The sequence below is a fragment of the Streptosporangiales bacterium genome (assembly GCA_009379825.1).
Lineage (GTDB): Bacteria > Actinomycetota > Actinomycetes > Streptosporangiales > WHST01 > WHST01.
Window position 1 is genome coordinate 20,042 of the sequence record WHTA01000062.1, and the last position, 13,432, is coordinate 33,473.

Annotated in this window: 14 protein-coding genes; 7 read left to right on the forward strand and 7 right to left on the reverse strand. The window is 71.6% G+C overall.

Going from position 1 to position 13,432, the window contains the following annotated elements; all coding sequences use genetic code 11:
• Positions 1 to 169: 169 nt before the first annotated feature.
• From GEV07_23355 to GEV07_23370, 4 genes are read left to right on the forward strand one after another with little or no spacing between them, the layout of a single operon-like run.
• The gene (locus tag GEV07_23355) at positions 170 to 940 is read left to right on the forward strand and encodes a UMP kinase (GenBank protein MQA05528.1); all 771 of its coding nucleotides are present in this window, start codon (positions 170 to 172) and stop codon (positions 938 to 940) included.
• A 38-nt stretch (positions 941 to 978) separates the two neighbouring features.
• Positions 979 to 1,536 (forward strand): ribosome recycling factor, encoded by a 558-nt coding sequence (locus tag GEV07_23360; protein ID MQA05529.1) that lies wholly within the window; start codon positions 979 to 981, stop codon positions 1,534 to 1,536.
• 30 nt (positions 1,537 to 1,566) lie between these two features.
• Positions 1,567 to 2,469, forward strand: a complete 903-nt coding sequence (locus GEV07_23365) for a phosphatidate cytidylyltransferase (protein MQA05530.1) — start codon at positions 1,567 to 1,569, stop codon at positions 2,467 to 2,469.
• A gap of 10 nt (positions 2,470 to 2,479) precedes the next feature.
• Complete coding sequence (locus tag GEV07_23370) at positions 2,480 to 2,992, forward strand: hypothetical protein (protein ID MQA05531.1); 513 nt, start codon at positions 2,480 to 2,482, stop codon at positions 2,990 to 2,992.
• Positions 2,993 to 2,999: 7 nt separating this feature from the next.
• On the opposite strand, the gene GEV07_23375 is transcribed toward GEV07_23370, so the two are convergent.
• Together GEV07_23375 and GEV07_23380 are read right to left on the reverse strand one after the other, a co-directional pair.
• Positions 3,000 to 4,748 carry a sulfatase-like hydrolase/transferase gene (locus tag GEV07_23375; protein MQA05532.1) on the reverse strand — a complete coding sequence of 583 codons (1,749 nt, stop codon included), beginning with the start codon at positions 4,746 to 4,748 and terminating at the stop codon, positions 3,000 to 3,002.
• Positions 4,720 to 6,324 (reverse strand): hypothetical protein, encoded by a 1,605-nt coding sequence (locus GEV07_23380; protein MQA05533.1) that lies wholly within the window; start codon positions 6,322 to 6,324, stop codon positions 4,720 to 4,722. Before GEV07_23380 ends, GEV07_23375 begins: the two co-directional genes overlap by 29 nt.
• On the opposite strand from GEV07_23380, the gene rlmN reads away from it, so the two are divergent.
• Positions 6,323 to 7,486, forward strand: coding sequence for a 23S rRNA (adenine(2503)-C(2))-methyltransferase RlmN (rlmN, locus tag GEV07_23385; GenBank protein ID MQA05534.1), 1,164 nt, complete (start codon positions 6,323 to 6,325; stop codon positions 7,484 to 7,486). The two genes, GEV07_23380 and rlmN, sit on opposite strands and share 2 nt — an antisense overlap.
• Before the next feature lie 151 nt (positions 7,487 to 7,637).
• Positions 7,638 to 8,348, forward strand: coding sequence for an alcohol phosphatidyltransferase (locus GEV07_23390; protein MQA05535.1), 711 nt, complete (start codon positions 7,638 to 7,640; stop codon positions 8,346 to 8,348).
• 7 nt (positions 8,349 to 8,355) lie between these two features.
• Here the strand turns inward: GEV07_23390 and GEV07_23395 are convergent, their stop codons facing one another.
• The gene (locus tag GEV07_23395; GenBank protein MQA05536.1) at positions 8,356 to 8,796 is read right to left on the reverse strand and encodes a hypothetical protein; all 441 of its coding nucleotides are present in this window, start codon (positions 8,794 to 8,796) and stop codon (positions 8,356 to 8,358) included.
• Between the two features lie 457 nt (positions 8,797 to 9,253).
• Here GEV07_23395 and GEV07_23400 point away from each other — a divergent pair, with 457 nt between their 5' ends.
• Complete coding sequence (locus GEV07_23400) at positions 9,254 to 9,706, forward strand: hypothetical protein (GenBank protein MQA05537.1); 453 nt, start codon at positions 9,254 to 9,256, stop codon at positions 9,704 to 9,706.
• A gap of 2 nt (positions 9,707 to 9,708) precedes the next feature.
• Here the strand turns inward: GEV07_23400 and GEV07_23405 are convergent, their stop codons facing one another.
• From GEV07_23405 to GEV07_23420, 4 genes are all read right to left on the reverse strand, one after another.
• Positions 9,709 to 10,245: a DoxX family membrane protein gene (locus GEV07_23405; protein MQA05538.1), complete on the reverse strand. Its 537-nt coding sequence runs from the start codon at positions 10,243 to 10,245 to the stop codon at positions 9,709 to 9,711.
• A 111-nt stretch (positions 10,246 to 10,356) separates the two neighbouring features.
• Positions 10,357 to 11,442 (reverse strand): Rossmann fold nucleotide-binding protein, encoded by a 1,086-nt coding sequence (locus GEV07_23410; GenBank protein ID MQA05539.1) that lies wholly within the window; start codon positions 11,440 to 11,442, stop codon positions 10,357 to 10,359.
• Between the two features lie 34 nt (positions 11,443 to 11,476).
• Positions 11,477 to 12,085 (reverse strand): methyltransferase domain-containing protein, encoded by a 609-nt coding sequence (locus GEV07_23415; protein MQA05540.1) that lies wholly within the window; start codon positions 12,083 to 12,085, stop codon positions 11,477 to 11,479.
• A 5-nt stretch (positions 12,086 to 12,090) separates the two neighbouring features.
• Complete coding sequence (locus GEV07_23420; GenBank protein ID MQA05541.1) at positions 12,091 to 13,224, reverse strand: DUF1343 domain-containing protein; 1,134 nt, start codon at positions 13,222 to 13,224, stop codon at positions 12,091 to 12,093.
• Positions 13,225 to 13,432 lie beyond the last annotated feature (208 nt).

The window sequence follows — 13,432 nt, forward strand, 5'->3', positions numbered from 1 at the left end:
ACGTCCCGGACGCCTGTGCTGCACGCTGGTCGGCACGGCATACTGAGAGGTAGTGACAGCAAGGGGGTTGCTGACGCTACGCGGCGTGGTTACGGCAGACTGCCAGGGACCGTCACGACGAGCTGGAGGTACGCCGCCGGTGGAGAAGCCAGCCGATCCAGTACCGGCCGTGGACGAGGGCACGACGTTGAGTGCGCCGTACGCGGACTCCGAGCCGTCCCACACGGCGTGGCAACGCGTGTTGCTGAAGCTCTCCGGCGAGGCGTTCGCCGGACCAGACCCGCTCGGCATCGACCCGGCGACGGTCGAGTCGATCGCGGACGCCGTCGCGGAGGTCGTGCGCGACGGTGTGGAGACCGCCATCGTGGTCGGCGGCGGGAACATGTTCCGCGGTTCGCTGCTCGCGGCGCGCGGCATGGACCGCGGCCGGGCCGACTACATGGGCATGCTCGGTACGGTCATCAACTGCCTCGCGCTGCAGGACCAGCTGGAGAAGCGCCACATCGATACCCGGGTGCAGACCGCCATCACCATGGGTCAGGTGGCCGAGCCGTACATCCCGCGCCGGGCGATCAGGCACCTGGAGAAGGGCCGGGTCGTCATCTTCGGCGCCGGTCTCGGCGCCCCGTACTTCTCGACCGACACCTGTGCCGCCCAGCGCGCGCTCGAGGTGGGGGCACAGGCGGTGCTCAAGGGCACCCAGGTCGACGGCGTGTACGACGCCGACCCGTCGAAGAACCCGGACGCGGTGCGCTTCGACCGGCTGGACTACACCGAGGTGCTGACCAGGAACCTGAGGGTGATGGACGCCACCGCGATCAGCCTCTGCATGGACAACGACTTGCCGATCGTCGTCTTCGACCTGATGGGTCCGGGCAACATCGCGCGTGCCGTGCGTGGTGAGAAGATCGGGACACTCGTCGCGCCGGCAGCCGGTTGACGGCGACGCGGGCAAGAGACCAACGGATCGGAGCAGGTGTGATCGACGAGACGCTCCTCGAGGCCGAGGAGAAGATGGAGAAGGCCGTCGGCGTCGCGAAGGAGGACTTCGGCGCCATCCGTACCGGTCGGGCACATCCGGCGATGTTCAGCAAGATCACCGTCGAGTACTACGGTGCGCCGACTCCGCTGAACCAGCTTGCCTCGTTCCAGATCCCCGAGGCGCGGATGGTCATCGTGTCGCCGTACGACAAGTCGTCGCTGGACGCGATCGAGCGGGCCATCAGGAACAGCGACCTCGGGGTGAACCCGGGCAACGACGGCAACATCATCCGCATCGTGCTGCCGGAGCTCACCCAGGAACGCCGCAAGGAATACATAAAGGTCGCCCGTAGCAAGGCCGAGGACGCCAAGGTCGCCATCAGGAACGTGCGCCGGCATGCGAAGGACGCGCTGGAGAAGCTGGCCAAGGACGGCGACGCAGGCGAGGACGACGTGCACCGGGCGGAGAAGGAGCTCGAGGACGTCACCCACAAGTACGTCGCCCAGGTCGACGAGCTGCTCAAGCACAAGAAGGAGGAGCTCTCCGAGGTCTAGGACGTGCCCCAGGACGTGTCAGGTACCTACATGGATCGCGAAAGCGAGGATGCGGAGCTGGACGGCTCGTCGCACGCGGCCGAGGGGGCAGGAGGAGCACCTGCCGTCGAGCCGACCGGGAAGACAAGAAAAGGACGCAACTTCGCCGCCGGCGCTGGAGTTGGCGTCCTCTTCGGCGTGGTCGTGCTCCTCGTGCTCTACTTCGCCAAGCCGGTGTTCGTCATCCTGATCGCCGGTTTCGGCGGCATCGGTGTCTGGGAGTTCACCCACGCGCTACGGCTGCGGGGGATCACCATCCCGCTGGTCCCGTTGCTCGGCATCGTGGTTGCGAACGTCGCAGCCGCGTACGTCTTCGGCCTGGCCGGCATCGCGATGGCGACCGCGGTCGGCGTGCTGCTCGTACTTACCTGGCGGCTGCGTGACGGCGTGGACGGCTACATCAGGGACGCCACGGGTGCCGTGTGCGTCGCGGTGTACGTGCCGGTGCTGATGGCGTTCGTGTCGCTGCTGCTTCACCCGGCGGACGGCGCGCACCGGGTGGTCGTCTTCATCGCGGTCGTGTTCGCCAGCGACACCGGTGGCCTACTGCTCGGCAGCCTGATCGGCCGGCACCAGATGACCCCGGTGATCAGCCCGAAGAAGTCCTGGGAGGGCCTGACCGGGTCCTTGCTCGGCGCCGCGGGCCTCGGTGCCTGGCTGGTGTCGTGGCTGCTCGACGCGCCGTGGTGGGTCGGCGTCATCCTGGGCGTCGTGGTGGCGGTGGTCGGCACGGTGGGCGACCTGGTGGTGTCGGCGATCAAACGCGACCTGGGCGTGAAGGACATGTCGTCGCTGATCCCCGGACACGGCGGCATGATGGACCGCCTGGACTCGATTACCGCCGCCGCGCCCGCCGTGTGGGCGACGCTCGTCCTGCTCGTCCCGCCGAGTTGAGCTGGTTCCCTTGCTGACCGAACTGCACCTGGTGCGCCATGCCCGCCCGGACGCCGGCGGCGACGTGGCCGCGCTCGTCGCGGCCGGCGTGTTGCCGGCGTCCGCCCGCTGGTTCTCCTCGCCGGAACCTGCGGCGATGCAGACCGCGCGGCTGCTGACCACGGAGGCCGTCACCGTCTACGACGCGCTCGGCGAGGTGACGCGTCCGGCCGGTGCCGTCGACGACCTCGAGGACTGCGTACGACGCGGGTTCGCCGAGCCGGACCGCCCGAGTCCTGACTGGGAGACGTGTGCGGCGGCCGGGCAGCGGATCGGCCGCGGTGTGCGGAAGCTGCTCGCGGCGTACCCGGACGAACGGCTGGTCGTCGTCGGGCACGGCATCGCGTTGACGCTGTTGGTGGCGGAGCTGACCGGCACGCCCCCGGACGCGGACGCCTGGGCGGGCATGACGTACCCCGACCACTGCGTGCTCGACGGCCCGGACGCCAGCCGTCTCGACCGCGGCTGGTCCAGCTGGCGATGACCGCCGGTCAGCGCGGACCGACGCGCCAGCTCTTGTCCACGTAGCGGTGGCCGTCGGCGAGCGAGACCTGGACGGCGCTGCCGGTCCTCCCGTTGCCCGGCGGCGCGGTCAGCACACGCGTGGAGGTGCGGACGGTGGCGGGGGCCGGTCCGTCCTTCAGTGCTTCCTTCAGCACCCGGCCGTCGAGGGCAGGTTCCTCGCCGGTGGCCAGGGCCAGGATGGTGGGTGCCAGGTCGACGTTCCCTGCCGGTACGTGGCTGACCACGCCGCTCCTGAAGTCGGGTCCGCAGGCGATCATCGTGGTGGTGATGTCGTGGGGGCCGACGCCGCCGTGGCCGCTCACCGACTCGCTCGGGCCGGTCGGGCGGGTCGTCGCGCGGTACGAGGAGCCGCGGACGCCGAATGGGTTCGGTCGCGAGCTCCACGGGAACGTGACGAGGATGTCCGCGCCACGCACCGGGTGCGCCTGGTGGACGAGCTCGAGCGACAGCGTGCCTTCGACCCACCCGGTGGTCGGGTCACTGTCGTCCGGGCTGCGCGCCGCCGTGTACAACGCTCCCGCCCACTCTTGCCGTTGCAGGAACTCGGTAATCTCACGGATGCGCGCCGGGTCGCGGTCGCGTACGAACAGCAGGGCGCTGCCGGTGACCGCCACGACGACGTCGGACGAGTCCGGCCCGGCCTTCAGCCCGGCGGCGACCAACTCATCGGCGAGGTTGACGCCGAACGTGGTGCGGGTGTGCCCGTGGTCGGACACCACGAAGACGTTGGTCCGGTCCGCCACCCCGAGCCGGTCGAGCCGGTCGAGGACCGTGCCGACGTCGTGGTCGGCGTCGCGCAGGCTGGCGACGGCCTCGGGCGAGCCGACCCCGTACGGGTGCTGGCTGTGGTCGGGCTCCGACATCCAGAAGAACAACACGTCCGGCCCGAGCTCGGTGAGGACGTACTCGTCGACCACGGCCGTGCAGTAGTCGATCGCCTCGGTGGAGCTGCCGCCGGGAGGCGGGCCGAACCGGTCGCGGATCGTCTCGCCGACGGCTGCCGGGAAGGTGAGTGGCCCGTCCGGCCGGAGGTACGTGATCGACACGCCCGTCCCGTCCCGCGCGGTCGGGTTGACGAGGAACGGCCCGCCGCCGTTCGCGGCGCTCCCGATGACGACCAGCCGCTTCCCGTGCCGCTGCAGCCGTTCGCCGAGGGTCTCGGTCAGCAAGACGGGACCGCTCCTCGCCGCCAGCTCGAGCAGCGTGTACGGGTTGCCGGTGCCGATGGCCGCGTTCTCGGCCATCGCGGGGACGTGGATCGCGTTGCCGACGAGGCCGTGCCGGCTCGGGTGCATCCCGGTGCCCCACGCCGCCGCGTTCACCCGGGTGGTCGTCGGCAGGTCCGCGTGTGCGCGCGCGAACGTGACGCCCTGCTGGCGCAGCCGGTGGATGTTCGGGGTGTCGGCAGGGTTGACCGAGTCCGGCCGCAGGCCGTCCAGCGCGAACACGACGTTCAACCCGGCCACCGGCAGCCGCTGCCTAGCCGCTGCGCGGTTCGTAGATGAGCTCGAGCCGGCTGTCGTCGAAGCCGCTGCGCCCCGGCACGATGCCGCCGCACTGCGCGGTGAGCTCGGCGTGCCCGTGGTCGACGTCGTCGCGCGCGTTGGCGTCAACCGCCGGCCACCCCGCCTGGCGTGGCGACGAAGCCATCCAGGCCGATCGTGGGCCGCGCGCGGACGAGCATGGTCAGGACTGCTCGTCGCGCGTTTCGGCAGCCACGTCCGCGTCGTCGGCGCTGTCGGCGTGGCCGTCGAGTGCGTTGTCGGTGCCGTCGGCTGCCGCGGTGGTGTCGGCGTCGCTGCTGTCTGTGTCGCCGGTGACCCGGCTGCCGTTCGCGCTCTCGGCCACCGCGGGGTCGTCGGGTGCCGTGGTGGCGTCGTTGACCGGGTCGTCGTCGGGTGCCGTGGTGGTGTCGGCGTCGCCGCTGTCGGCGGTTGTGGTCTCGGCCGCCGCTTCGTCGGGTGCCGCCGCGCCGTCGTTGGCCGGGTCGTCGGTGGTCGGTGTGGCGTCCGTGGTCTCGGTCACCGTCGGGTCGCCGGCCGCCACGGCGTCGTCGCCGTCTGGGTTGTCGGTGGTCGGGGTGTCGGTCGTGGTCTCGGCTACCGTGGGGTCTTCCGCGTCGGGCGCGTCGTCGTCGGCCGGCTCCGGGGTGGGGGTGGCCTTGGCGGGCTTGCCCGCGTCGCCCGCGACCCAGGATCTGCCGGCCGCCCGCAGGCGGGCGAGCAGCCGGTCGCGGCCGTCGGTCTTCGCTACGGCCAGGTCGTCGTCGGTGATCGGGACCAGCCACAGGTAGCGCACCGGGTCGCCGAAGATCGCGTGCCCGCTGAGGTCGGGAGCGGGCGGGCCGGGCAGCAGCGTCGGATCGTCGAGCAGGAGCACGCCGGAGAACGGTGCCCCGGCGGGGAAGCCCTGCCCCGGCCACCGCACGGTGTGCCCGTTGCCGATCCACGTCGCCGCCCGCCACGGGTGCCTGGCCAGCCACCGCAGCAGCACGAAGTCGGCGTTCTCGGCGCCGAGGCCGGCGACCGCCAGCTCGATCCTGGCGTACGGGGTCGGGTCGTCGACGAACTGCTCCACCGCGGGCATCCGCTGCCCGCTCATCCCGACCGTGACGGCCAGGTGCTCGTCGGCGCTGCCGTGCCTCGCCGCGAGCACGAACGGATTGCCCTCGCCGAGCGGCACCGTCTGCTGTGCGGGCCCGAGCCGGCCGGTGAGGTGGTTCTGGGCGTCGTTCAGGTACTCCTGCCAGGCCTCCGGCCGGTTGCGCCAGGCCCAGTAGCCGCGGGCGCGCTCCACCCGCGGGCCGAACTGGTCGACCGCGTTGTGCAGCGGCGCAGCGGACGGGCTCGGCGCCACCGCCTCACGTGCGTACCCCGGCAGCGTCTCCGGGCCGGCCCAGCCGGGGAGGACGGCGAGTATGCCCTCGGTGTCGAAGAGCGCGACACCGTCGCCTTCCTCGAACCAGACCGCCTCCACGTGGCCGAACGGCGGCCGGCCACTGGGGTTCCTGGTTGCCTCGGGCGGGACGGAGAGCTGGATGTCTGGTGCAGGGCCGCGATGCGCCGCCAGCCACAGGGCAGTGACCTGGCGGCCGCCGCCGTCGAACAGCTGCGCCCAGGTCTCCGTGCCGTTGGTAGCGACGAGGATGCGACGGCTGCCGTACGGGCTCGACTCGTCGAGCAGCGTGCGCGGGGCGTTGTCGGCCTCGGCCTGCTGCTGCTCGCGGTCGCGCCGCTTTCCGAAGATCGCCATAGCAGCAGGGTAGTGTCCTTGCGTAACCGCGTTGGTCATGGATCGCTCAACGTGCTCAGCTGCCGCCGATAGACGGAGAGTTTTGGCCCGGATGTCCGTTCCCCAGGAAATCGTGTTGCGTCCGCCGCGCCGGCCCAAGCCGCCGCGGCACCTCGCCGACCTGACGGCGGACGAGCGCCGGGCGCTCGCCGCTGAGCTGGGGGAACAGCCGTACCGGGCGGACCAGGTCGCGCGCCACTACTTCACCAGGCTGACCACCGACCCGGCGGCGATGACCGATCTGCCCGCCGCGACCCGGGAACGGTTGCACGACGCGCTGTTACCGGACCTGCTGTACGTGCGTCGGCACCTCGACTGTGACGACGGTCGCACCCGCAAGACGCTGTGGAGCGCGTTCGACGGCACGATGATCGAGTCGGTGCTGATGCTGTACCCGGACCGGTCGACCGTCTGCGTGTCGTCGCAGGCGGGTTGTGGCATGGCCTGCCCGTTCTGCGCGACCGGCCAGATGGGTCTCACCCGCAACCTCTCGACCGGCGAGATCGTGGAACAGGTGGTCGCCGCGCTGCGCTGGTTGCGGGCCGGCGAGGTGCGTGGCCCGGTCGACCGGGTGAGCAACGTGGTGTTCATGGGCATGGGGGAGCCGCTCGCGAACTACCGCGCGGTGATCGCCGCCGTACGCCGGCTGACCGACCCCGCCCCGCATGGCCTCGGCATGTCGAGGCGCGGCATCACGGTGTCCACAGTCGGGCTCGTGCCGGCCATCAAACGGCTGACCGACGAGGACCTGCCGGTGACGCTGGCCGTCTCGCTGCACGCACCCGACGACGAGCTGCGCGACGAGCTGGTGCCGGTGAACCAGCGCTGGCCGGTCGCCGAGGTGCTCGACACCGCGTGGGCGTACGCGGACCGCACCGGGCGCCGGGTGTCCATCGAGTACGCGCTGATCCGTGACGTCAACGACCAGCCGTTCCGTGCCGACCTGCTCGGCGAGCTGCTGCAGGGCAAGCTGGTGCACGTCAACGTCATCCCGCTGAACCCGACGCCGGGCTCCAAGTGGACGGCGTCCGACCCCGAGGTGGAGCGCGAGTTCGTCCGCCGGGTCGCGGCGCACGGCGTGGCGGTGACTGTGCGCGACACCAGGGGACGGGAGATCGACGGCGCCTGCGGGCAGCTGGCCACCACCGGCGCCGCGGACTGACCCGGACAGCACAGTGTCCGGCCGCCCCCGAGCTGCGACCGGACACCTGGCTGGCTGCGGAATCCGCAGCAGCGGAGAACGATACGCGATCGCCGGTTACGTCCTTACCTGACCCCAGGTCACGATTTGATGCCATGGTGTTACCGGCTGGTTGTCCTGTAATCACCGCCCGGGTGTCGGCTCCGCTGCGTACATTGAGCTGCATGCGGGAGTGCGACGCGACGGGTGCGCGGTGACCGGCTCGCCGGTCGGCTGTACGCATCACGGGTGCTCCGGCGGCAAGCGCGACAGCTACCTCACCTGGCCGAACCTGGTGACGACCGTCCGTACGGTGGTGGCGGTGGGGTTGGTCCTCGCCGGGTTGGCCGCGGCGTCCACCGTGCTGCTGTTCGTGGGCCTGGCGGCGTACTGGCTCGGCGACGTCGCCGACGGCGTGCTGGCGCGCAGGACCGGTGCAGAGACGCGGACCGGCGCGGTGCTCGACGTGGTGGCCGACCGGCTGTGTGTCGCGGTGTTCTTCCTCAGCTACGCGTTCTGGCACCAGCAGCTGCTGGTGCCGGTCGCCGTCTTCCTGGTCACCTTCATGTTCGTGGACACCATGCTGTCCCTGTCGTTCCTGAACTGGCCGCTGCTGTCGACGAACTACTTCTACCTGGTGGACCGCCGGCTCTACCTGCTCAACTGGTCGCCGGTGGCGAAGGCGCTCAACGGCGGGCTGCTGCTCGTGGTGATGGTGGTGACCGGCTCGCCGGTCGGCACGCTTGCGGTGGCGGTGGCCCAGCTGGCGGTGAAGACGTACTCGACGGTGCGTTTGGTGCGGCTGCGCCCGGTACGGGAGGGTGGCTGCGCCGGCCCGGCGTGACCGGCCGTCACCGCTCCCAGAACGGCGGCCGCTGTTGTCCCGGGCGGTCGTCCCTGCGGTCGAAGGGCCGGCGCGGTTCCCGGACCGGTCGTGGCGTCGGGATCGGTCGTATCGGCCTGATCGGCAGCATGCTCGGCCGGTCGGGGCGTTGCGGCGGCGACGCTGTCTGGTCGGCTCTGCGCAGCTCGTCCCGCATCGTCGTCAGCTGGTCGTGCCAGAACGTCGCCCGCCGGTGCATCCGGCGTAGGTCACCGTGCTGTCGCTCCAGCCGGCGGTACTTGTCCCACAGGGTCTGCTCGTCGTCGAACCGGCTGTCGACGCGGTACGTGATCTCCGGCCCTGCGTAGGCGCTCCTGGCCGACTCGTAAGGCCGAAGCTCCTCCTGTCGGTACTTCTCCAGCGCCGCGTCGTAGGCTTCGCGGTTTACCGGCTCCTGCGGCTCGGTCATGCGGTCGGCTCTCTTCGGGCGGGCGGGGGACTCGAGCCATTGTGGCGTACTCGACGCCCCCGCAGGGGCGGTGAATGCGCCCTGCGGGGGCTGTCGAGCGACCGGTCAGCCGCGGCCGGTGCCGTCCTCGCGGCCGGGGCGGTCCTCGGGCTCACGCTTCTTGGCCATCGCCTCGCGTGACCACGGGCCGCCGCCTCCGGGTCGCTCCCGCATCCGCTGGACGAACCGGTTGTGCGCGTCGCCCTCACGTTCCGACGGGTACTCGTCCTTCTTGCCGCTGTTGCGCTTGTTCCTGGCGATGGTTCCGTCCTCCTGTCGTCGGGCGGCCGGCGTCCGCGCGGCCGTGTTGGGGGTTCTCCGCTGCGATGCCGGCGGCGGCCCAACGGTTCGCGGGGGAGCGGTCCGACCTCCGGTACGGTGAGCGCGTGCGTTCGACCGGGGCGGCGGGTGAGGTCGCGTGAAGACCTATCTCGCGACGTTCGGCTACTGCATCGTCTCGGCGTTGCTGCCGTTCGTGAACGCGGCGGTGGTCCGGCCGCCGAACGTCTGGGTGCTCGCGTTCGTCGCGGCTGCCGGGCAGATGGTGGGCAAGACGATCTACTACCACGCCGGCCGCGGCAGTCTGGAGCTGCCGAGGTTGATGCGGCGCAAGCAACAGCTGGGACGGTGGGCCGCCAGGTTCGCCCGGTGGCGGGGCCGGGCCGAGGGCCGGCCGGTGTTCGCCGCCGGCCTGGTGCTGCTCAGTGCGTTCGCCGGCCTGCCGCCGTTCGCGGCGGTGTCGGTGCTCGCCGGGGTGGTGCGGCTGCCGCTCTGGGTGTTCGTACCGCTCGGCCTGCTCGGCCGGTACGGCCGCTTCCTCGTGTGCCTGCTGCTGCCCAGCGTGTGGCGCTACCTGAAGCTCGGCGGCTGAGCTCAGACCGCCCGGACGAGCAGCGCGAGCAGCCCGAGCGCGAGGCCCAGCCCGAACGCGGCGTACCTGAACTTGTCCTGCAGCCACGGCCGGCCGTGGTCGAGGGCGATCCGGCCCGGCCCGGTCAGCGCGAGCGCGAGGCCGGCGGCCGCCAACAGCAGCTCGTACTCCATCCCGCCGTCCGCCTTGAAGTACGCACCGCTGCCGGCCCAGACCGCCGCCGTCGCGCCGAACATGGTGGCCGCGATGCCCGCGCACGCGAGTGGGGTGAGCAGCCCGGCGACGAGTGCCAGCCCGCCGGCCACCTCGACCACACCGGCGACCGCTGCGATCGGCGCGCCCGGCGAGAAGCCCATGCCCTGGAACCCCTGACCGGTGCCGGCGATGCCGCCGCCGCCGAACCAGCCGAACAGCTTCTGCGTGCCGTGTGCCGCGAGGCCGAGGCCGAACACGACGCGGAGCGGCAGCAGGCCGACGTCCGAGGCGGTGACCGGCGTGGTCTGCGTGGCTGCGCCGTGTCGGGAAGTCGTGGTGCTCATGGATGTTCCCCCTTCACCTGGCTACGTACGGCTCGCGGGTACGTACGCGCGGCGCGTGGCTGTCGTTCACCGTGTGGGTGAGGTCACATCCGGAACACGTGCGGTTGTCGGTCAGAGGAGCGCGGGGACCTCGTCGACGCTGTCGACCAGGTGGATGCGGTCGGCCATGCCGCGCCCGGACGCGAGCGCGCGGAGCAGTGGCCAGGCCGGCAGCCGCTCGGTCCAGTGCTCCCGGTCGACGAGGACGATCGGCGCGGCGTCGCCCGGCGCGTAGTAGCTCGGCGTCGCGGCTTGGAAGATCTCCTGTACGGTGCCCGCGGCGCCCGGCAGCACGACGACGCCCGCGTTGCTCCTGGCCAGCAGCCCGTCCTCGCGGATCGAGTTGGCGAAGTACTTGGCGATGTGGCTGGCGAACACGTTCGGCGGTTCGTGGCCGTAGAAGAACGTGGGCACGCCGACGGTGACGCCGGCCCGCTGCGGCGCCAGCGTCTGCCGGATGTCGAACCCGGCGTCCGCCCACGACCCGACGTCGTCGGCGAAGCCGGGCACCCGGCCGAGCCTGGCCAGGCCCTCGTCGAGCGCGGCGTCGTCGGACGGGGCGAGGTACGCGCCGAGGTTCGCCGCCTCCATCGCGCCCGGGCCGCCGCCGGTGGCGACCACGAGCCCGTCCCTGGCGAGCGTGCGGCCGAGGTGCGCTGCCGCGGCGTACTCGGCGGTACCACGCGCGAGCTTGTGCCCGCCCATCACGCCGACGACGCGCCTGTCGTGGAGCAGCTCGGTGAGCGCGTCGCTCATCGCGTCGTCGTGGATCGCTCTGAGCAGGGTGTGGAAGACGTCGTGCTGTGCCTCCGCCCGCTGGTACCACTCGTACATGAGGGCGTCCGGCGTGCCGGCGTAGCCCTTCTCCGTCAGGCCCGCGTAGAGCTCGTCCGCGGTGTAGAGCGTGGGCCGGTACGGGTCGAACGGCACGCCGGGCACCGAGGGGAAGACCAGCCCGCCGGTCTCGTGGACGTGCAGCAGTGCGGCCGAGTCCATCGGGCAGCCGAGGAACACCATGCCGTCGGTGTCGAGGGAGAGCAGTGTGCCGGTGTGGTCGCGCAAGTCGATGGCCTGCACGCGTACCCCGTGCAGGCTGTCGCGGCGCAGCGCGACCAGGTTCTCGAACTCGGCGAGCGTCTCGATCTCGATGATGGCCATCCGAGCACGATAGGGCCCGCGGTGCGTGGCGGGGCTAGGCGGGCGAGTCGGCCAGCTTGACGACGATCTGCATGCCCTTCCCGACATGCAGCAGCTGTCGGTCGGTGCCGGGCTCCTGGTCGAGCAGCGCGACGAACGGTGCGAGCTCGTCGGCGGGCGAGGTCGCGTTGTCCAGCACGACGAGCCCGCCTGGCCGCACCACGCGCAACGGGTGCGGCCACCAGCCGGTGTACTCGGTGCGCTCGGCGTCCAGGAACAGCACGTCGACCGTTGCGGACGGCACGGTGCGCAGGTGCTCGCCCGCGTCGGCACACACCAGGCGGGCGTGCTCGGCGAGCCCGCAGGCGCGCAGATGTCCTGCCGCCTGCTCCTGGGCGGCTGCGTCGACGTCGACGGACGTCACGGCACCGCAGGTCCTGGTCATGGCGTCCGCCCACCACAGTGTCGAGTAGCCGTTGGAGGTGCCGATCTCGAGCACGTCGGTGGCGTTCGCCGTGAGCGCGATCGCCCAGAGCAGGTGCGCGGACTCCGGTTCCAGGTTGCGTTGTTTGCGTAACCGGTCCGGCTCGCCGGCGTCGTACGCGGCGCCGGCTGCGTGCGGGTCGGTGAGGTAGTCGCGCAGCGACTGCTCGGCCTCCGTCATGGTGCTCAACGGTAGAGCAGGTACGGTGCGCGCTGCTCCTCGAACTTCGTCAGGTCGGCCTGCCAGCTGGCGACGATCTCGGCGACGGTGGCGCCGGCGTCGACCATCTTCCGCAGGCGTGGTGAGCCGGAGAGCTTGTCGATCCAGTACGGGCGGTCCGGGTCGTAGTCGTCGTAGCGCCAGGCGAACTCGTCGCGTTTGCTTGCCTCGACGAGCATGGCGACGGCGGCCGTGATGCCGTCGTACGCGTGCGGGTCGGTGACGTGCACCTGCACGCCGGCGCACAGCTCGCCCTCGTGCTTGCTGAACGAGGGCGTGAAGTACGCCTCGCGGAACCGCACGCCCGGCAGCTCGTGCGTGTTCAGCCGGTCCGCCCAGCGATAGTCCAGCCACGGTGCGCCGATCCACTCGAACGGGCGGGTGCTGCCGCGGCCCTCGGAGAGGTTGGTGCCCTCGAAGTAACAGGTGCCGATGTACGTCGTCGCCGAGTCGGTGGTCGGGATGTTGGGGGAGGGCGGCACCCACGGCACGTCGATGTCGCCGGCCAGCTGGTGCCGCCGCCAGCCGGCCACCTCGACCACGGACAGCGCGTCGCCGAGGCGCGCGCCGGCGTCGTCGGGGAGGAGCTCCCCGTCGTAGAACCTCGCCAGCTCACCGACGGTCATGCCGTGCCGCTGCACGATCTCCTTCAGCCCGACGCCTGAGGTGTAGCCGGCTGTCATCATCGGGCCGCCTGCGGCACCGCCGATGGGGTTCGGCCGGTCGAGCACGACGAACCGCAGCCCCTCGGTGGCGGCGGCGTGCATGGCGTTGTAGAGCGTCCAGATGTACGTGTAGAAGCGCGCGCCGATGTCCTGGATGTCGAACACGACGGTCTCGACGTCCGCCTTGCGGTAGAGCTCGGCGAACTTCGCCGGGTCCGCACCGTACGCGTCGTAGACGGTCAGCCCGGTGCGTGGGTCGGTGGTCGTGCCCTCCGAGCCGCCGGCTTGCGCGCTGCCGCGGAAGCCGTGCTCGGGACCGAAGACGCCGCCGATGGTCAACTCGCCGCCGGCGTGCAGGGCGTCCACGAGGTGCCCGTAGTCGCGCAGCACACCGGTCGGGTTGCTGACGATGCCCAGCCGCTGGCCGCGCAGCATCGACCAGCTGCTCGCCGCCGCGACCTCGGCGCCGGTGCGTACCCGGGCGCGTGGCTCGGCGTGTGCGGTGCCCGCCGTGCCGAGCGCGGCACCGGAAGCCGCGGCGCCGGCGAGGAACGCCCGCCGGCCGAAGCCCGCCAGGCTCACCACGTCAGACCGTGCCCGCCGTGCCGAGCGCGGCACCGGAAGCCGCGGCGCCGGCGAGGAA